Origin of the sequence: Pseudomonas sp. 22189 (assembly GCF_052045635.1) — a bacterium.
In the GTDB taxonomy this organism is placed as follows: Bacteria; Pseudomonadota; Gammaproteobacteria; order Pseudomonadales; family Pseudomonadaceae; genus Aquipseudomonas; species Aquipseudomonas parakoreensis.
In genome coordinates, this window is the sequence record NZ_JBQEPG010000022.1 from 75,537 (window position 1) to 95,157 (window position 19,621).

Annotated in this window: 16 protein-coding genes; 11 read left to right on the plus strand and 5 right to left on the minus strand. The window is 60.6% G+C overall.

Annotated features, from left to right (window positions below; translation table 11 throughout):
* Positions 1 to 209 precede the first annotated feature (209 nt).
* The 8 genes from ACTJKS_RS21530 to ACTJKS_RS21565 all read left to right on the plus strand — a co-directional run bounded on the left by ACTJKS_RS21530 (position 210) and on the right by ACTJKS_RS21565 (position 11,561).
* Complete coding sequence (locus ACTJKS_RS21530) at positions 210 to 524, plus strand: DUF883 family protein (RefSeq protein WP_025113166.1); 315 nt, start codon at positions 210 to 212, stop codon at positions 522 to 524.
* A gap of 2 nt (positions 525 to 526) precedes the next feature.
* Positions 527 to 913, plus strand: coding sequence for a phage holin family protein (locus ACTJKS_RS21535; protein ID WP_041069617.1), 387 nt, complete (start codon positions 527 to 529; stop codon positions 911 to 913).
* Positions 910 to 1,248, plus strand: coding sequence for a hypothetical protein (locus ACTJKS_RS21540; RefSeq protein WP_108183390.1), 339 nt, complete (start codon positions 910 to 912; stop codon positions 1,246 to 1,248). The genes ACTJKS_RS21535 and ACTJKS_RS21540 overlap by 4 nt, the downstream gene beginning before the upstream one ends.
* 124 nt (positions 1,249 to 1,372) lie before the next feature.
* The gene (locus ACTJKS_RS21545) at positions 1,373 to 2,536 is read left to right on the plus strand and encodes an EAL domain-containing protein (protein ID WP_108183391.1); all 1,164 of its coding nucleotides are present in this window, start codon (positions 1,373 to 1,375) and stop codon (positions 2,534 to 2,536) included.
* A gap of 76 nt (positions 2,537 to 2,612) precedes the next feature.
* Positions 2,613 to 3,941 (plus strand): deoxyguanosinetriphosphate triphosphohydrolase, encoded by a 1,329-nt coding sequence (locus ACTJKS_RS21550; RefSeq protein WP_108183392.1) that lies wholly within the window; start codon positions 2,613 to 2,615, stop codon positions 3,939 to 3,941.
* A gap of 346 nt (positions 3,942 to 4,287) precedes the next feature.
* Positions 4,288 to 4,914: a response regulator transcription factor gene (locus ACTJKS_RS21555; RefSeq protein WP_041069609.1), complete on the plus strand. Its 627-nt coding sequence runs from the start codon at positions 4,288 to 4,290 to the stop codon at positions 4,912 to 4,914.
* Positions 4,915 to 4,922: 8 nt separating this feature from the next.
* The gene (locus ACTJKS_RS21560; protein WP_108183393.1) at positions 4,923 to 8,567 is read left to right on the plus strand and encodes a transporter substrate-binding domain-containing protein; all 3,645 of its coding nucleotides are present in this window, start codon (positions 4,923 to 4,925) and stop codon (positions 8,565 to 8,567) included.
* Positions 8,568 to 8,615: 48 nt separating this feature from the next.
* A complete protein-coding gene (locus ACTJKS_RS21565) occupies positions 8,616 to 11,561 on the plus strand; it encodes an HD domain-containing phosphohydrolase (protein WP_108183394.1) in 2,946 nt (981 codons plus the stop codon).
* Here the strand turns inward: ACTJKS_RS21565 and ACTJKS_RS21570 are convergent, their stop codons facing one another.
* Together ACTJKS_RS21570 and ACTJKS_RS21575 are read right to left on the minus strand one after the other, a co-directional pair.
* On the minus strand, positions 11,562 to 12,044 hold the full coding sequence (locus ACTJKS_RS21570) for a GAF domain-containing protein (RefSeq protein WP_039770434.1): 483 nt from the start codon (positions 12,042 to 12,044) through the stop codon (positions 11,562 to 11,564).
* Positions 12,041 to 12,931, minus strand: a complete 891-nt coding sequence (locus tag ACTJKS_RS21575; RefSeq protein WP_047295439.1) for an ATP-binding protein — start codon at positions 12,929 to 12,931, stop codon at positions 12,041 to 12,043. Before ACTJKS_RS21575 ends, ACTJKS_RS21570 begins: the two co-directional genes overlap by 4 nt.
* 165 nt (positions 12,932 to 13,096) lie before the next feature.
* Here ACTJKS_RS21575 and ACTJKS_RS21580 point away from each other — a divergent pair, with 165 nt between their 5' ends.
* Entirely contained in the window at positions 13,097 to 15,418 is a 2,322-nt protein-coding gene (locus tag ACTJKS_RS21580; RefSeq protein ID WP_108183395.1) for a hybrid sensor histidine kinase/response regulator, read from the plus strand.
* On the opposite strand, the gene ACTJKS_RS21585 is transcribed toward ACTJKS_RS21580, so the two are convergent.
* The 3 genes from ACTJKS_RS21585 to msrB all read right to left on the minus strand — a co-directional run bounded on the left by ACTJKS_RS21585 (position 15,402) and on the right by msrB (position 16,937).
* The gene (locus ACTJKS_RS21585; protein ID WP_108183396.1) at positions 15,402 to 15,863 is read right to left on the minus strand and encodes a MarR family winged helix-turn-helix transcriptional regulator; all 462 of its coding nucleotides are present in this window, start codon (positions 15,861 to 15,863) and stop codon (positions 15,402 to 15,404) included. The two genes, ACTJKS_RS21580 and ACTJKS_RS21585, sit on opposite strands and share 17 nt — an antisense overlap.
* Positions 15,860 to 16,345: a glutathione peroxidase gene (locus ACTJKS_RS21590; protein WP_027613435.1), complete on the minus strand. Its 486-nt coding sequence runs from the start codon at positions 16,343 to 16,345 to the stop codon at positions 15,860 to 15,862. The genes ACTJKS_RS21585 and ACTJKS_RS21590 overlap by 4 nt, the downstream gene beginning before the upstream one ends.
* A 196-nt stretch (positions 16,346 to 16,541) precedes the next feature.
* The gene (gene msrB / locus ACTJKS_RS21595; RefSeq protein ID WP_108183397.1) at positions 16,542 to 16,937 is read right to left on the minus strand and encodes a peptide-methionine (R)-S-oxide reductase MsrB; all 396 of its coding nucleotides are present in this window, start codon (positions 16,935 to 16,937) and stop codon (positions 16,542 to 16,544) included.
* Positions 16,938 to 17,160: 223 nt separating this feature from the next.
* Between msrB and ACTJKS_RS21600 the strand changes: the two genes are divergently transcribed.
* Positions 17,161 to 18,372: a pyridoxal phosphate-dependent aminotransferase gene (locus tag ACTJKS_RS21600; protein ID WP_003226761.1), complete on the plus strand. Its 1,212-nt coding sequence runs from the start codon at positions 17,161 to 17,163 to the stop codon at positions 18,370 to 18,372.
* Between the two features lie 303 nt (positions 18,373 to 18,675).
* Positions 18,676 to 19,563 (plus strand): protease HtpX, encoded by an 888-nt coding sequence (gene htpX, locus ACTJKS_RS21605; protein WP_041069582.1) that lies wholly within the window; start codon positions 18,676 to 18,678, stop codon positions 19,561 to 19,563.
* The last annotated feature ends 58 nt before the right edge of the window (positions 19,564 to 19,621 follow it).

Here is a 19,621-nt window from a genome sequence, read left to right on the forward strand (position 1 = left end):
CAGTGAACCGCTTTGGCGCACAAGGTCGATGTCCTGACACGAACCAGGATTATTTGAGTTAAGGTTTTGCTGCATGTACGCCCGCCAACAGCGCACGAGCGCGGCACAACGCACCAGGACATAGCAAAAGCTGTACCAGTCATTTGTACTGAACCTTCGCGCAAGGCTCATACTCGAACGCTTCAGACGTCACTTACGGAGATCCACCCATGGCCAGCATCAAGGCAAAGACCGCTCAAGAAATCCTGATGAACGACTTCCAGACTCTGGTCGCCGACACCGAGCGGTTGCTCGAACACACCGCGACGCTGGCGGGCGATCAGGCCGATGAGCTGCGTGAGCAGATCCACGACAGCCTGTTGCGCGCCCGTGAAACCCTGAAGCTGACCGAAGACACCCTGCGCGATCGCGGTCAGGCGGCCGTCACCGCGACCGAAGACTACGTGTCGGCCAATCCCTGGCAGTCGGTGGGCATCGCTGCCGGGGTGGGCTTTCTGATTGGCCTGCTGGCCACTCGGCGCTGATCATGTCGATCGGCGAATCCGGCCTGGGGTCGGGCACTTCATCCTCCACGCGGCGTCTGGGCGCCGCTGTTCTCGGCTTGCTGCACAGCCATGTCGAACTGTTCGGCATCGAATTGCAGGAGCAGAAAGCACGCACCGTCAGCCTGTTGCTGTTCGCAGGCCTGGCGCTGGTGTTTGCCCTGCTGTTGCTGGTCGGTCTGTCGACGCTGGTGCTGATCGTGTTCTGGGACACTTATCGCCTGGCGGCAATCATCGGCCTGTGCGTGTTCTACACCTTGGCCGCCGCTTTCTGTGGGCTACGCCTCAAAGCAGCCGTCTTTGATGAATCCTCGCCCTTCCACGGCACGCTGGAAGAGTTGGCCAACGATCGGGAGCGCCTGCTGCCATGAGCTTGCCTGAACTGCCACACAACAGCTCGCGCCGGGAAATGCGCAAGGCACTGATCCGCCTGCGTATGGAAATGCACCGGCAGGAAATCCGCCATGAAGCCGGGCAAGTGCTGCAACCCTTGCAGCGCATGCGCGGGATGACGCAAAACCTGCAAGGCGGCTTCGGCATCAAGCACGCGCCGCTTTGGGGCGTGGCCGCCGTCACCCTGCTGGGCTTCATCACCGGCAAAGGCGCAAAAAACGGCGGTGTCGGCGGGCTGACCCGGCTGATACGGCTGGGCACCAGCCTCGGGCCGCTGATCAGACTGGTGATGCAGAGCTCGGGCAAACGCTGAGCCGGCGCATCTGGCTGCATTCTTGCAATATCTGCGGGATGAACCTCTTTACCCGGAGGTTCAATCCCGCGCGCCTACCCGGTCGGCGGGGTTCACCCAGAACAAGAACGACTAAGGAGGCCCCGTGATCGACGGGCAACCGCTCGCCTGCTTTCAACCTTTCATCGATACCGCCACCGGGCGTATTGCAGGCGTCGAAGCATTGGGTCGCCTGCGCCAGTCCGATGGCCAACTGGCCTCGGTCGGGCCGTTGTTCGCCGACCCGCGCACACCCGCCATCGCCCTGCGCCGCCTCGACCGACAGATCCGCGACAACGCCCTGAGCCGACTGCATGAAGCCCCCGCCGAGTGGTTTCTCAGCCTGAACATGTCGCCGCGCTGGATCAGTCGCCTGCGCGCCGATCAGCCGTTGCCCAGCCTCAAGCAAATGGTGCGACACGACGTCGACCCGCAACGCATCGTGTTCGAGATCACTGAGCTGGGCGGCAACAGTCAGCGTCTGGCCGAAGTGGTGGCGCGTTATCGCGACGCGGGAGCGCGGATTGCGATTGATGATTTCGGCGCCGGTTATTCGCAGCTCGATCGGGTGCTGGCCTTGCAGCCGGACATCCTCAAACTCGACATGCGCCTGTTCCAGGCTGCCGCACTCGGCGGGCCGAGCAGTGACGTGGTCAAAGCACTGGCGCAAATGGCCGAGAAGACCGGCTGCTGGATCATTGCCGAAGGTGTGGAAACCGAGGCCCAGCTCAATTTCGCTCTGGAATGCGGTTCGCGCTACGTTCAGGGCTTCCTGTTTGCCCGGGCGCAGGAGGCGTTCTATCCAACGGATGCCTTCGTGCAGCGCTTCGCTGAATTGCGCCAGCGTTACGTGCGGCAGAAACTGGCCGAACGCGGGCGCCTGATGCAAATGCGTCACCAGCTCAGCGAACTGATGGCGATTCTCCAGGCCTGGGCTCAGGCCCACGCACCGCTCAGTGCGCTGCCGCAACTCGAAGCCTTTCCGTGGTTGCTGCGGTTCTACCAATGTGACCGGCATGGCACCCAACTCACGCCTAACCTTGAATGGCGCAACAACGGCTGGGTCGCCGATAACCGCTACCTGGGCCACAACTGGTCATGGCGTCCGTACTTCTATCATTTGCTCGCCGAAGGCTGGGAGGAACGTCGCCTGACGCTGTCCAGCACCTACCGCGACGCCACGAGCAACCAGTATTGCCTGACCGCCGGACAGTTCTTCGATAACGGCGAGCGCCTGCTGCTGATCGATATTGATGCTGCGGGCCTGTAGTTCCGCTTGCAGGTGCGAGCCTGAACCGGGAAGCTAGGGCAACAGTCATCCCAGTCACCGACGGAGAGAACCAGCCTTGGATTGGCAGACCCTGCTCAACCGCGAACGCCTTGGAAAACCGCTGCACAGCCCGCAAGAGCTGGGCCGCAGCCCGTTCCACAAAGACCACGACCGCATCATCTTCTCCGGCGCCTTCCGCCGTCTGGGGCGCAAGACCCAGGTGCATCCGGTATCGAGTAACGACCATATCCACACCCGTCTGACCCACTCGCTGGAAGTCAGCTGCGTCGGCCGCTCGCTGGGCATGCGCGTCGGCGAAACCTTGCGCGGCGCCCTGCCCGACTGGTGCGACCCGAGCGATCTGGGCATGGTCGTGCAATCGGCCTGCCTGGCCCATGACATCGGCAACCCGCCGTTCGGCCACTCCGGTGAAGACGCCATTCGTCACTGGTTCCAGCAAGCCGCCGGGCGCGGCTGGCTCGACGGCATGAGCGAAGCCGAGCGCGGTGACTTCCTCAATTTCGAAGGCAATGCGCAGGGCTTTCGGGTGCTGACTCAGCTTGAGTATCACCAGTTCGACGGTGGCACCCGCCTCACTTACGCCACCCTCGGCACGTATCTGAAGTATCCGTGGACCGCACGTCACGCCGACTCGCTGGGCTACAAGAAGCACAAGTTCGGCTGTTATCAGAGCGAACTGCCACTGCTGGAGCAGATCGCCCACAAGCTCGGCCTGCCACAACTGGAAGACCAACGCTGGGCGCGGCACCCGCTGGTATACCTGATGGAAGCGGCTGACGACATTTGCTATGCGCTGATCGACCTCGAAGACGGCCTGGAAATGGAACTGCTGGAGTACGCGGAGGTTGAATCGCTGCTGCTCGGCCTGGTGGGAGACGATCTGCCGGAAACCTATCGCCAGCTCGGCCCGCAGGATTCGCGTCGACGCAAACTGGCGATCCTGCGCGGCAAGGCCATTGAGCACTTGACCAACGCCGCCGCCAGGGCGTTCGTCGAACAACAGGACGCATTGCTGGCAGGCACTCTGCACGGCGACCTGGTGGAACACATGCACGGCCCGGCCAAACGCTGCGTGCTGAACGCCAAGGACATTGCGCGCAAGAAGATTTTTCAGGACAAGCGAAAGACGCTGCATGAAATCGGCGCCTACACCACCCTGGAAATTCTCCTCAACGCGTTCTGCGGCGCCGCGCTGGAGCAACATGGCGGACGCACGCCGTCGTTCAAAAGCCGACGCATCCTCGATCTGCTGGGCAACAATGCGCCGGATCCCCATGGCCCGTTGCACACCTCGTTTCTGCGCATGATCGACTTCATCGCCGGGATGACCGACAGCTACGCCAGCGACATGGCGCTGGAGATGACCGGACGCTCCAGCCACTGACAGAACACCGCGCTCACCGGGTCGCCATGACTGCCCGGTTGAGCGCGTGGTCCATTGAACCGGCGCTACGGTGCGCGATACTTGTGACTTCCACAGGTCATTTGTTTAACACTCAAAAAACCCGGACAAATCCTGCCTGTTCAATACTCTACAAGCAACTTACAACATTCAGATAAACAAATAACCTAAACACTTCCTTACGCGACACTGAGTTTGATCGTAGTCGCTTTCCCTTTAGTGTGTAGGACTTATCCTATATTGCTGCTAGAGCCGTGGGAGTTCATGCGGCCGCTCATTTATCTGAGCTAAGGTGCGCGCTTTATTCGCGCACGTATGGGATTTGATTATGAACTCCGTTTTTATTGTCGATGATCACCCCGTCATCCGGCTTGCCGTTCGGATGCTGCTCGAGCATGAAGGTTACAAGGTCGTCGGCGAAACCGATAACGGGGTCGATGCCATGCAGATGGTCCGCGAATGCATGCCCGACCTGATCATCCTTGATATCAGCATTCCCAAACTCGACGGCCTGGAAGTCCTCGCCCGATTCAACGCCATGGGGACTCCGCTCAAGACCCTGGTGCTGACCGCACAATGCCCGACCCTGTTCGGCATTCGCTGCATGCAGTCCGGTGCATCCGGTTATGTGTGCAAGGAAGAAGACTTGAGCGAACTGGTCAGTGCCATCAAGGCGGTACTTTCCGGTTACAACTATTTCCCCAGCCAGGCATTGAATCCGGTGCGCAGCGATGATGTGCGTTATGCCGAACTGGAGTTATTCAAGTCCGTCAATGACCGGGAACTCATGGTTCTGCAGTTATTTGCCCAAGGGCGCACCAACAAGGAAATTGCCAAGGGCATGTTTCTCAGCAACAAGACTGTCAGCACTTATAAAAAACGCCTGATGCAGAAACTGAAAGCCAGGTCTCTGGTGGAACTTATCGAGATGGCCAAACGCAACGCACTAGTGTGAGAACCCGAATGCCCAGTCGTTTAAAGATCTATCTTGCCCTCTTGTGTGCGAGCCTGTGCCTGACGACTCAGAGCCATGCCGACCTGGTCACGGCGCAAGAGTATGTGCTGCGCAGCCGTTCGGGTCATGAAGCGCTGTCCGTGACACTGGAGCCGGCTCAACGCCAATGGTTACAGACTCGCAGCGAACTGGTACTGGGCACTTCCGCGCCGGATTATCCGCCGTTCGACATGACGGCCAGCGGTCGCGATTACGAAGGTTTTACCGCCGATTACGCCGGCCTCCTCGAACAGGCCAGCGGACTGCCCGTGCGGGTCAAGCGCTTTGCCTCAAGGGAAGCCGCCTTGCGCGCATTGAAAGCCGGTCAGGTCGACATGCTCGGTACCGCCAACGGTTTCGAAGCCAGTGACGCGGATATCCTGCTTTCAACGCCCTACGCCATCGATCAGCCGGTACTGGTCACCCGTGAAGACGAAACCCGCACGCTCACCCAGGGACTGGCCGGTCTGCGCCTGAGCATGGTCTATCACTATCTGCCCCAGGACGAGGTCCGGGCGCTGTATCCGAAAGCCATCCTGACCTCCTATCCGTCCTATCAAAACGCAATCAACGCGGTGGCGTTTGATCAGGCCGACGTGTTTCTGGGCGATACCATTTCCACCCACTACATGATCAACAAGGGCTATCTGAACAACATCCGCATGGCCAATTTCGGCAAACAGGAAGCCCACGGCTTCAGCTTTGCCGTACACGCCAAAAACCCACAACTGCTGGCCATCATCAACGCCATCCTACAGGCCATACCGACCAGTGAACGGGACAGCATCGCCAAGCGCTGGAGCGCCGGCAGCGACATTCTGCTGACCGACCAGAAGCTGCAATTGACCCATCATGAAGAGCAGTGGCTCAAACAGCATCCGGTGCTGCGTGTGGTGGTGAACGAAGCGTTCGCCCCGCTGACGTTCTTCGACAGCGATGGCAATCTGCGCGGCATTACCGCAGACCTGCTTGAGCTGCTGCGCTTGCGCACCGGCATGCGCTTCGAACTGGTGCGCAGCCGCAGCGACGGCGACATGGTGGAGCAGATCAATCAGCATCGGGCCGATCTGATCGCGGCGCTGCTTCCCAGCCCGCAGCGGGAAAAAACCCTGCAATTCAGTCGCCCCTATCTGGAAAACTCCTTCGTTCTGCTGACCCGCAAATCCCCTGACAGCCCGACGCATCCGGCTCAGCTCAGGGGCAAATACCTGGCGATTGCCCAGGGCAGCCCCATGACCGATTACCTGCGCCGCGAGTTTCCCGATATCCGTCTCACCGAAACCTCGGACACCTTCGGCGCCGCGACATTGCTCGCTGAAGGCAGGGCCGATGGCGCGGTCACCTCACTGGTCATCGCCAATTACCTGATCTCGTCGCGGATCTTCGAACATCAGTTGCAGATCACCACGACCCTGGGCACTCGCCAGGCCGCCTTCTCGCTGGCCACGGCGCGTGACAACCGCGAGCTGAGCTCGATCCTCGACAAAGCGCTGCTGAGCATCAGCCCCGAAGAACTGGGCGTCATCAATAGCCGCTGGCGCGGTTTTTCCAATGCCGCGCAAAGCAATTGGCATCAATACCAGCGCCTGTTTTACCAACTGATCGGGGCTGCATGCCTGCTGCTGTTGCTGTCACTGCTCTGGAACGCCTACATGCGTCGACAGATCAAGCAACGTCAGGCCGCCGAGCGCGCACTCAACGATCAGTTCGAATTCATGCGCTCGCTGGTCAACGGCACCCCTCACCCGATCTACGTGCGTGACCGCCGGGGTCTGCTGCAAAGCTGCAACGACAGCTATCTGGAAGCCTTCAACGCCAAACGCGAAGACGTGATCGGCAAAAGTGTCATGCAGGGCACCCTGAGCAATGCCTTCGAAGCCCAGGCCTTCCAGGCGGATTACCAACGGGTGGTGGCCGAAGGGACGCCGCTGCTGCTCGACCGTCCGCTGCACATCGGTGGCCGGCGCCTGACGATCTATCACTGGATCCTGCCGTACCGCGACTCCAGTGGCGAAGTACAAGGGATCATCGGTGGCTGGATCGACATCAGTGAACGTCGCCAATTGTTCGATGAGCTGCGCACGGCCAAGGAGCAGGCGGACAACGCCAACCGCGCCAAAAGCACCTTTCTGGCGACCATGAGTCACGAAATCCGTACGCCGATGAATGCCATCATCGGCATGCTCGAACTGACGCTCGAGCGCATGAGCGATCAGGCACCGGATCGCTCATCCATCGAAACCGCTTACTGTTCGGCCAAGGATCTGCTGGGCCTGATCGGCGACATCCTCGATATCGCACGAATCGAGTCCGGGCACCTGAGTCTGAGCCCCGAGCGGGTCAATCTGGTCGAAACCGTGGCGTCAGTGGTCAGAATTTTCGACGGTCTGGCCCGCCAGAAAAACCTCGCCTTGCCCCTGACGGTCAATCCTCCCGGACTCGCCGTCGACGTGGAGCTGGATCCGTTGCGCTTCAAGCAAGTCCTGTCGAACCTGATCAGCAACGCCATCAAATTCACCGAACGCGGACAAGTGCGCATCGCGCTGGACGTACGCCCCAACGACGCGGGCGTGTATTCCCTGATCCAACTGACCATTCACGACACCGGAGTCGGAATCAGCACCGAAGATCAACAACGCCTGTTCGAACCGTTTTCCCAGGCCAACAGTGGGCGGCAACAGGCTCGCAGCGGTGCGGGCCTGGGGCTGGTCATCAGCCGCAACCTCTGTGAAATGATGGGCGGTCAACTGCAGTTGAGCAGTCAGCCCGGGATCGGCACCCAGGTCTGCCTGTCGTTGCCGTTGCAGACGCTGCCGTGCAAGGCCACCGCAGCGAAAACCGCACAGCCGATCGCCCCGTCTGCGACACCGTTGAACATTCTGGTGGTTGATGACCATCCGGCCAACCGTCTGCTGCTGTGCCAGCAGCTGGAATTCCTCGGTCATCGTTTCAGTGTTGCCGAAGAGGGGCGAAGCGCATTTGCAGTCTGGCAGGCCGGCGAATTCGATCTGGTCATCGCCGACTGCAACATGCCAGTGATGAACGGCTATGAACTGACGGAGGCCATCCGCCAACAGGAACGGCGCACCGGCCGCGCACCTTGTACGGTGCTGGGCTTCACGGCCAATGCCCAGCCCGAAGAGGTCAAGCGCTGCGAACAGGCTGGCATGAATGACTGCCTGTTCAAACCCTTGAGCCTCAGCGCCCTGAACCATTGGGTCAACGGGTTGCGACCGGCATCGCCGGGGCCGGCGTTCAATCTTCAGGGCCTGAATCAGTTGACCGGTGGCAATCCGCAGCAAGCCCGGCGCCTGCTCACGCAACTGCTAAAGAGTAGCCGTCTGGATCGCGAGGAGCTTCTGGCCCTGGCGCCGCACAATGACCGTGAAGCATTGGCGGTCGTGGCACACAAGATCAAGGGTGCCGCCCGGATCGCCCAGGCCTCGCGCCTGATTGCCTGTTGCGATGCGCTGGAACAAGCCTGCCTGCAGACAACCTCGCTGGCGACCATCGTGCGCTGCACCGAGGCCACCGACGCAGCGATTGTCGAACTGGAGCAGGCATTGCAGCGACAACTGGAACCTTTGGAAGAAGGCACACTGGGCGAGCCTTAACTATGCTTGGACGCTGAGCAGTGTGTTTACTTCAATGGAGAGTCAGCAATGCCCAGCCCACTGCGCCCGGATCAACGCCGATTCCCGTTGCACGTGCACATCAGCGTCATGTTCACCTTCCTGCTGTTGCTGACAGGCGTTGTGCTGGGGTTGTTCAATTATCGCCAGACCACCCGGATCATCCTGTCGAGCAGTGAAAACCTGTTCAATCGCATCGAACAGGACGTGCGCCTGGACCTGCATTCAACTTACGAACCGATCCGGCACCTGCTGAGCCTTCTGGCCAACGATCAGGCAGCCGATGCTTCGAACCTGCAGCAGCGTCTGGCGCTACTCAAGCCGTTCACTCAGTCACTCAAGGACAACAGCGATCTCGCGTCGCTGTATCTGGGGTACGGCAACGGCGACTTCTTCATGGTTCGACCCTTGCGTACCAACGCCCTTAAAACCCTGCTCAAGGCGCCGCCGACCGCGGTCTATCAGGTCTGGAGCATCGAGCACGACGCCAGCGGCACCGTATCGTCGCAGTCACTGTTCTTCGATCAGACACTGGCGCCGGTGGGGCGCGACGTCAATTCCGATGACCGCTACGACCCGCGTACCCGCAACTGGTACATCAACGCCCTGCAACAGGGTGACCAGATCACCACTGAGCCCTATGTATTTTTCTCCACGCACAATGTGGGCACCACGCTCGCCCGTCGCAGCAGCGCAGACTCCGTCATCGGTGCCGACCTGACCCTTGAAGCACTTTCCGCCACCTTGCTCAAGCATGTCGTCACCCCCTCCACCGAAATCGTGTTGTTCGATGCCGATGGCAATGCGGTGGCCTATCCCGATAGCCGCCGGCTGATTGTCGACGACCGCAGCGCGCGCCTGGCCAAGGCCGCCGACCTGAGCCCGAACCTGCACGCGTTGCTGTCCGCGTCCCATCAGGGCAAACGGCTCGACGTCAATGGGCGCCACTGGATCGTCGCCCGCAGCAACCTGCAGGAAGGAGGGCCGAACGGTTTGCAGATGGCCCTGCTGGTGCCGGAGGACGAACTGCTGGCCGACGCCTACCGTATGCGCTGGCAAGGCGCGCTGATCACCCTCGCGATCTTGCTGCTGTGCCTGCCGCTGGGCTGGCTGATCTCGCGGATTCTGGTCAAACCGCTGCACGCGCTGGTCAAGGAAGCCGACGCGATCCGCAGTTTCGATTTCAATTTTCCGGTCACCCGCCGCTCGCCGGTGCTGGAGGTCGACCAGTTGAGCCTGTCGATGGCGCGCATGAAAGACACACTCGCCAGCTTCTTCCGCATCACCGACAGCCTCAGCGCCGAAACCCGCTTCGCCCCGCTGCTGCAACGGGTGCTGTTCGAAACGGTGCAGATCGCCCAGGCCCAGGCAGGGTTGATCTATCTGCGCGAAAGCGACGGCAACCGGATGGAACCCTATGGGCTGGTGATCGACGGTGTTTCGCAGGAGCCGGGCAGGCTCAACGTACTCGGCCAGGACCTGCTGGCAGATCAGGGCCCGGCGTGGTTTCAGCAACTGATCCACGCCGACAACGTGGTCAGCAGCCTTGGATTCGAGCAGGCCGCAGACTTGCAGAACGTCCTGTTGGCCATGCAGTCGCCGCGCATCCACCTGATCGGTATCCGCCTGCGTAACCGTCACAACGAGACCATCGGCCTGTTGATTCTGCTGATCAACGACAGCGGCAACGCTCAGGATCTGGAAAAACTGCGCCCGGACCGCATCGCCTTCCTGCAAGCAGTGTCCGGTGCGGCGGCGGTGAGTATTGAAAGTCAGCGTCTGCAAGCGAAACAGAAGCAGTTGCTCGATGCGTTCATCCAGTTACTGGCCGGCGCCATCGACGCCAAAAGCCCCTACACCGGCGGCCACTGCCAACGTGTGCCGGAATTGACCCTGATGCTTGCGCAAGCCGCTGCCGCCAGCCAGGCACCGGCGTTTCAGCGTTATCAGCCCAGCGAAGACGAGTGGGAAGCGCTGCACATTGCGGCCTGGCTGCACGATTGCGGCAAGGTCACCACACCCGAATATGTCGTCGACAAGGCGACCAAACTGGAAACCCTCAACGATCGCATCCACGAAATTCGCACCCGTTTCGAAGTGCTCAAGCGCGACGCCTGGGTCAGTTATTGGCAGGCGCTGGCGCTCGGCGGCAACGCGGCGCAACTGAGCGAACAGCGTGACGCCGCGCTGACGCAACTGGACGATGACTTTGCCTTTGTTGCCCGCTGCAATCTGGGCGGCGAGGCCATGGCACCCGCCGATCTGCAGCGCCTTGAGCGCATCGCCGAGCGGCGCTGGATGCGCACCCTCGATGATCGCCTGGGGGTGTCATGGGAGGAAAACCGCCGTCAGGCGCAAACGCCCGCGCCAACGCTGCCAGTCAGCGAGCCACTGCTGGCGGACAAGCCCGAACACCTGATCGAACGCGCCGAGAGTGAACTGATTCCGGAAGACAATCCGTGGGGGTTCAAACTGGATGTGCCGCGCTACAAATACAATCGCGGCGAACTGTACAACCTGAGCATTGCCCGGGGCACGCTGACCCGCGAAGAGCGCTACATCATCAATCACCACATGGTGCAGACGATCCTGATGCTCAGCCACCTCCCCTTCCCCGGGCACCTGGACAGCGTCGCGGAAATCGCCGGCGGGCATCACGAAAAAATGGACGGCAGCGGCTATCCAAAGCGCCTGAAACGCGAAGACATGAGCCTGCCGGCACGGATGATGGCGATTGCCGATATTTTCGAGGCGCTGACGGCTGCGGATCGGCCGTACAAGAAAGCCAAAACCCTGAGCGAGGCATTGGCGATCATGGCCACCATGTGCCGCGAGGCGCACATCGACGCCGAGCTGTTCGCGCTGTTCATCAATGACGGGGTTTACATGCGATACGCTGCGCGGTTTCTCGATCCGCGCCAGATCGATGCGGTGGATCCGGCCAGCCTGCTGCGCAAGGCTGGCCTGAGTGCCTGATCAGCAGTCGGTCAGACGCAGGAAGATCGCCGCCAATTGCTCGATACCCGCCTGATCGTCGGTGCCAAAACGCGCCAGTTTCGGGCTGTCGAGATCAAGTACGCCGATCAACCGACCGTCCTTGACCAGCGGCACTACCAACTCGCTGTTGGAAGCGCTGTCGCAAGCGATATGGCCGGGGAAAGCATGCACGTCTTCGACGCGCTGAGTCTGCAGACTGGCCGCCGCGGCGCCACACACGCCGCGCCCGAACGGAATGCGCACGCAAGCGATCTGGCCCTGGAACGGACCAAGCACCAGCTCTTCATTGCGATTGAGGTAGAAACCCGCCCAGTTCAAGTCATCGAGCTGGTTGAACAGAAACGCCGAAAACTGCGCGGCATTCGCGATGAAATCGCGCTCGTCCGCCAGCAGCGATTCCAGTTGTGCGGCCAACATGCCATAGCCTTCGAGGCCCTGGCCGCTTTGTTGCAAATCAATCATGCCTTGTGCTCCAGCAATTTCAGTCCCACCCAGTAACGGGCGAATTGGTACGCGCAACGGCCGTTGCGATTGCCGCGCCCGGTAGCCCAGCGCACGGCGAGGATGTCCAGTTGTTCGTCGCGCTGCCAGCTCAGGCCAGCCTTGGCGGCCAACTGGCCGATCCAGTGTTCGACGACATTGAGAAAATGTTCCTGAGTAAACGGATAAAACGACAGCCACAGACCGAAACGGTCCGACAAGGCGATCTTGTCTTCCACCGCCTCACTCGGGTGCAGCTCGCCGTCGACACGCTTCCAGTTTTCGTTGTCGCTTTCCTTCTCCGGCACCAGATGGCGGCGATTGGAAGTGGCGTATAGCAGAACGTTGTCCGGGGCCTGCTCGAGCGAGCCGTCGAGCACGCTTTTCAGCACGCGGTAATCGCCTTCGCCGGATTCGAACGACAGGTCATCGCAAAACAGCACGAAGCGCTGCGGCAGTTTGCCGATCTGCTCGACCACACGCGGCAGGTCGGCCAGATGGTCGCGTTCGATCTCGATCAACCGCAGGCCGGCCTTGGCGTGCTCAGCCAGCAGCGCGCGCACCAGCGAGGATTTACCGGTACCGCGCGAACCCCAGAGCAGCGCATGGTTGGCCGGCATGCCGTCGAGAAACTGCTGGGTGTTGCGGCCCAGTTGCTCCAGTTGACGGTCGACACCGATCAGGTCGGACAGGCGCATATCGAGGCTGACGTCCAGCGGCAGCAAGTATCCGCTACGCCCGTCTCGCTGCCAGCGCGCGGCCAGGCAAGTATTCCAGTCGATCAGCGGACGTGGCGCCGGCAGCAAGGGTTCGATCCGCGCCAGAACCGACTCGGCGCGTTCAAGAAAAGCATTCAATCGGGAATCCACGTCTTCTCCTCGGACACGTTCACAGTGATGATGTCGATACAGCGACGACAGACAGATCTCAATCCCCGCTCAGGCCTTGTTACAAGGCGATTCGGGAACCTCGGTATCCAGACATGATCGACTATGCTTGAGCAGCGAAGGGAAACGGAAGTGGTTCAACACCCCATGGATATCAAATTCACCCACCGGCTGTCTTACAAGCAAGCCAGATTCACTGTGCTGGTCGGGTTCATTCTGGGCACGCTGCTCAGCCTGCTGCAAATCGGCATCGATTATGCCAGCGAAGACGCCTCCATCAACCGTGAAATCCTGTCTTTGCTGGAAATCAGCCACAATCCGGCGTCGCGGATCGCCTACAACATCGACGCGGAACTGGCGCAGGAACTGACCCTGGGGCTGTTGCGTTCGCCGGCGATCATCTCGGCGCAACTGACGGACAACAATGGCAACGTGCTGGCCAACGTCAAACGCCCGGAGCTGCAAAGCGGCTATCGGGTGATCAGCGACTTCCTGTTCGGCGCCAAACGCCAGTTCGAAGACCGTCTGTACCTCGACCACCTGCCTGACGAATCATTGGGCATCCTCAGCCTTGAAGTCGACACGTACGCGTTCGGCAGCCGTTTCCTGCGCCGCGCCGAAGTCACTCTGCTCAACGGGTTTGCCCGCAGCCTGATCCTCACCGGGATCCTGCTGGCGTTGTTCTACGTGATGCTGACCAAGCCACTGGTACGGCTGATTCGTGAACTCAGTGCGCGCGACGCACGCAGTGCAGAACCGACAACGCTGGAATGCCCGGCCGGACACGCCAATGACGAGATCGGCGTGCTGGTCAAAGTCGCCAACCAGCAGTTCGAAAACATCGCCACGGAAATCCAGCAGCGCCGCAACGCCGAAAACCGCCTGACCGACTACCTCGGGCAGCTGGAGCACATCGTTTCGGCCCGCACCGCCGAGCTCAAGGCGATCAACACCCGGCTCAGCCAGTCCAACGAAGAACTGGAGATCGCCCGCAGCACCGCACTGGACATGGCCGAAGCACGCTCGGCGTTCCTTGCCAACATGAGTCACGAGATCCGCACCCCGCTCAACGGTCTGCTGGGCATGATCGCCCTGTCCCTTGACGGCCCGCTGAACGCCGAACAACAGCAACAGCTGTCAATTGCCCATGACTCGGGCAAGGTGCTGGTGGAGCTGCTCAACGATATTCTCGACCTGTCCAAGTTCGATGCCGGGCAACTGGAGCTCGAGCACATCCCGTTCGACCTCGGCTCGCTGATCGAGGATACCGCCAACCTGCTGTCGCAGAACGCCGCGCCGAGCGTCGAGCTGACCTGCCTGATCGATCCGCACTTCCCCGCTCTGGTGCTGGGAGACCCGACCCGGGTGCGGCAGATCGTCAGCAACCTGTTGTCCAATGCCCTGAAGTTCACCCGCTTCGGCCGGGTTGATGTGCGTCTGTCAGCCCATAACGACGGGGTCCGTATCGAGGTCTGCGACACCGGTATCGGCATCGCCCAGGAAGCCCAGGTGAAAATCTTCCAGCCGTTCACCCAGGCGGGCGCCGGTATCACCCGGCAGTATGGCGGCACCGGTCTCGGCCTGGCGCTGACCTACAACCTCTGTGAAGCCATGCAGGGTCGACTGACCATCAGTTCCGAGGCCGGATTCGGCAGTCAGTTTTGTGCCGACCTGCCGCTGCCGTGCCATACCCGGGCGATCATGCCGCCACCGCTGCACGGCAAGGTACTGGCGATCACCGCGGCCAGCAGCGGCTTGGCGGAACTGCTCAAAACATTGCTGCCGGTGTGGGGCGTGACTTATGAACAGCGCACCATGGACGATCCGTTGCTGGGCCTGTCACCCGATCTGCTGATCACCGATTGCCCGGAATGCCTGTTCAGTCTGCGCCCGACCCTCAGCGCGCCGATCCTGGTGGTGACCGCTTATGGCAGCTTCATGCCCAGCGAAGAGGCCGCAGCGCTGGCGCCATTGCAGCAACAGGCCCGACCACTGGCACGCAACGCGCTGTATCAGATCCTGCGGCGCATTCTGCTCGCAGACATCACCACGAACAACGATGCGCAGCAGGAAAGCCAGCCGGTTCAACGCCGCGGACGCGTGCTGCTGGTGGAGGACAATCCGGTCAACCAGTTGGTGGCCAAAGGCATGCTTGGCAAGCTCGGGTGCGACGTGGTGGTCGCCGCCCACGGCGCCGAAGCGCTGGATCAACTGGAGCACGATGAGTTCGACCTGGTGCTGATGGACTGCAACATGCCGGTGATGGACGGCTACGAAGCGAGCCGGCAGATTCGCCAGAGCGGGCGCTGGCCGCACCTCCCGATCGTGGCACTGACCGCCAACGCCATGTCCGAGGAGCGCGAGCGCTGCCGTGCCGCCGGCATGAGCGATTATCTGGCCAAGCCGTTCCGCCGCGAAGAGCTGGCGGCCCTGCTCGACCAGTGGATTCCGACTACGTCAGCGCCTTGATCTGCCCCAGCAGGTGATCAAGACCGTTACGCAAATCATTGAGCCGATCAAGATCCACGCCGCTGTCGCACAACAATCGGGCCTTGAGCGGCCCAACCTGCTCGCGCAACGCCTGGCCCTGGGTGGTCAGGCTTAGATGCACTTCACGCTCGTCACGCGTCGAGCGCTGGCGCTGCACCCACTGCAATTGCTCAAGCCGCTTGAGCAACGGCGTCAGAGTGCCGGAGTCCAGCGCCAGACGCTCGCCCAAGGCCTTGACCGTCGGTTGCTCCGGCGCTCTGTCCTGCCACTCCCACAGCACCAGCATCACCAGGTACTGCGGGTACGTCAGGCCGAGCTGATCGAGCATCGGCTTGTAAGCGCGAATCACCGCCCGGGACGCGGCATACAACTTGAAGCACAACTGACTGTCGAGCTTCAGCGAATCGTCGGGCAGGCTGTTCATTTGAGCAGGGCTTCGATCTCGCCGCTGATGTCCTGCGGCTTGGTGGTCGGGGCAAAACGCTTGACCAGTTGCCCATCCTTGCCGATCAGGAACTTGGTGAAATTCCACTTGATGCCCTCGGAGCCGAGCAGACCCGGAGCGCGTTTTTTCAACTGCACGAACAGTGGATGCGCATCAGAACCGTTGACATCGATCTTCTTGAACAACGGGAAACTCACGCCGTAATTCAGCTCACAGAATTCGCTGATCGCACCCTCGTTGCCTGGCTCCTGCTTGCCGAACTGATTACATGGAAACCCCAGCACCACCAGGCCCTGATCCTTGTAGGTCTGCCACAGCTCTTCCAGGCCTTTGTATTGCGGGGTGAAGCCGCATTTGCTGGCGGTGTTGACCACCAGAACGGCCTTGCCGGCGAAATCGGCCAGGGTCTTTTGTTCACCCTTGATGGTGGTGACAGGAATATTCAGCAGGTTGTCGCTCATGAGACGGCTCCACGGGTTATCGGCAAAGGCCAAACATAGCGAGCAATTAAATTGTGTGCAATTTAATTAATTGAGTTGCCATCATGTAGGAGCTGCCGAAGGCTGCGATCTTTNCTTTTGATCTTTAAAAATCAAGAGATCGCAGCCTTCGGCAGCTCCTACAGGGTGGATCAAACCAGCCGGTCGAGCGAGCAGTTCAATCGCGAGGCTCGAGGTTCAGGCACACCGAGTTGATGCAATAACGCAGGCCGGTCGGTGGCGGACCATCGGGAAACACGTGGCCCAGATGCGCGTCACAGCGAGCGCATTTGACCTCGGTGCGGATCATGCCGTGACTGGTATCGCGGATTTCGGCCATGGCGCTTTCGCCGATCGGCGCGTAAAAGCTCGGCCAGCCGCAGCCGGAATCGAATTTGGTTTGGGAGTCGAATAGCGGCTCATTGCAGCAGACGCAATGATAAATGCCGTCGGTTTTGGTGGCGTTGTATTTGCCGGAGAACGGCCGTTCGGTCGCACTGAGCCGGCACACGTTGTACTGCTCGGGATCGAGCATCGCACGCCATTCTTCCAGGGTTTTTTCCAACTTTTCCATCATCACACCTCAACGGCTGAAAAAGCCCGATCTGTACCTTTTCCACGGATCGGGTGGCACGTATGATTGCGCCTCGTCACACGCCAGTCTGGCAGCCAGACCGGGCGCATTCAAACGGATTATTGGCGCCACCGCGCAAGACTCCGCCTGTGCGAAGACGCAGGAATCCCAGTACGGTTGGCCATCCGCCGTCTGGATCGTTCATTTTCGGGATCACATCGCCATGCAGTTCAGCAAATCGAACAAGCTCGCCAACGTCTGCTACGACATTCGCGGACCGGTGCTCAAGCACGCCAAACGTCTGGAGGAGGAAGGCCAGCGCATCCTCAAGCTGAACATCGGCAACCCGGCACCGTTTGGTTTCGAAGCGCCGGACGAAATTCTCCAGGACGTGATCCGCAACCTGCCGACCGCCCAAGGCTACAGCGATTCCAAAGGCCTGTTCAGCGCCCGTAAAGCGGTGATGCAGTACTACCAGCAAAAGAATGTGGAAGGTGTCGGCATTGAAGACATCTACCTGGGCAACGGCGTGTCCGAGCTGATCGTGATGTCGCTGCAGGCGCTGCTCAACAACGGTGACGAAGTGCTGGTACCGGCCCCGGACTACCCGCTCTGGACCGCCGCCGTGAGCCTGGCCGGCGGTAACGCCGTTCACTACCTGTGCGACGAGGGTGCCGACTGGTTCCCGGATCTGGCCGACATCAAGGCCAAGATCACGCCGAACACCAAGGCCATGGTGATCATCAACCCGAACAACCCGACCGGTGCGGTGTACTCGAAGGAAGTACTGCTGGGCATGCTGGAAATCGCCCGCGCGCACAATCTGGTGGTGTTCTCCGACGAGATCTACGACAAGATCCTCTATGACGATGCTGTGCACATCTGCACCGCCTCGCTGGCGCCGGACCTGCTGTGCCTGACCTTCAACGGTCTGTCGAAATCCTACCGCGTGGCGGGTTTCCGCTCCGGCTGGATCGCCATCTCCGGGCCGAAACACAATGCCCAGAGCTACATCGAAGGCATCGACATGCTGGCCAACATGCGCCTGTGCGCCAACGTCCCGAGTCAGCATGCGATTCAGACCGCCCTCGGCGGTTATCAGAGCATCAATGATCTGGTGCTGCCGCAAGGTCGCCTGCTGGAGCAGCGCAACCGTACCTGGGAGTTGCTCAACGACATTCCGGGCGTCAGCTGCGTCAAGCCGATGGGCGCGCTGTATGCATTCCCGCGGATCGACCCGAAGGTCTGCCCGATCCACAACGACGAAAAATTTGTCCTCGACCTGCTGCTCTCCGAGAAGCTGCTGGTGGTGCAAGGCACGGCGTTCAACTGGCCGTGGCCGGATCACTTCCGCGTGGTAACCCTGCCCCGCGTCGACGACCTCGAGATGGCCATCGGACGTATCGGCAACTTCCTCAAATCCTACCGCCAGTAACCGGTCGACAGTGCGCAACGGCCCGAACGTTGCGCACTGTCTGATTCAGCAACACTTCTGCCCTCCTCGCCTCGCAGGGCCTTCTACACTTGCGATTCGAATAGTCCACACGCCTCTGGCGCAGTGGTGGCGGGTGGCGGCTGGCTGTCATCCCTTTCGGTTTCGGTCGTGGGCAATGGCCTGCAGCCCCGGAATCCGCTGTAGGACACAGTTTGAAATAGTCACTCAGTTGAATCACCCCGTGCCGCACCTTATATACCCCGCAGTACGCTACATCTTTAGCTTGAGGAGATTTCTACAACCATGATGCGCATCCTGCTGTTTTTGGCCACTAACCTGGCGGTCGTGCTGATAGCCAGCATCACCCTGAGCCTGTTCGGCTTCAACGGGTTCATGGCGGCCAACGGGGTTGATCTCAACCTCAGTCAGCTGCTGGTTTTCTGTGCGGTCTTTGGTTTCGCCGGTTCGCTGTTCTCGCTGTTCATCTCAAAGTGGATGGCAAAGATGAGCACCGGCACCCAGATCATCAGCCAGCCACGTACCCGGCATGAACAATGGCTGCTGCAAACCGTCGAGCAACTGTCCCGCGAAGCCGGGATCAAGATGCCCGAAGTCGGTATTTTTCCGGCCTACGAGGCCAATGCCTTTGCGACCGGCTGGAACAAGAACGACGCGTTGGTCGCAGTCAGCCAGGGCCTGCTCGAGCGCTTTTCGCCGGATGAAGTGAAAGCCGTTCTGGCCCACGAAATCGGTCACGTGGCCAACGGTGACATGGTCACACTGGCGCTGATCCAGGGCGTGGTGAACACCTTCGTGATGTTCTTTGCGCGGATCATCGGCAACTTCGTCGACAAGGTGATTTTCAAGAACGAAGAAGGCCAGGGCATTGCCTACTACGTGGCGACCATCTTCGCCGAACTGGTCCTGGGCATCCTCGCCAGCGCTATCGTCATGTGGTTCTCGCGCAAGCGCGAATTCCGTGCCGACGAAGCCGGCGCACGTCTGGCGGGCACCAACGCGATGATCGGCGCGCTGCAACGCCTGCGCGCCGAACAGGGCCTGCCGGTACACATGCCGGACACCCTGAACGCCTTCGGCATCAACGGTGGCATCAAACAGGGCTTTGCCCGCATGTTCATGAGCCATCCGCCGCTGGAAGAGCGTATCGACGCGCTGCGTCGTCGCGGTTGATTCGACCGGCGTAACAATAAAAAGGCCCGCAGTGATGCGGGCCTTTTTTGTGCTCGGG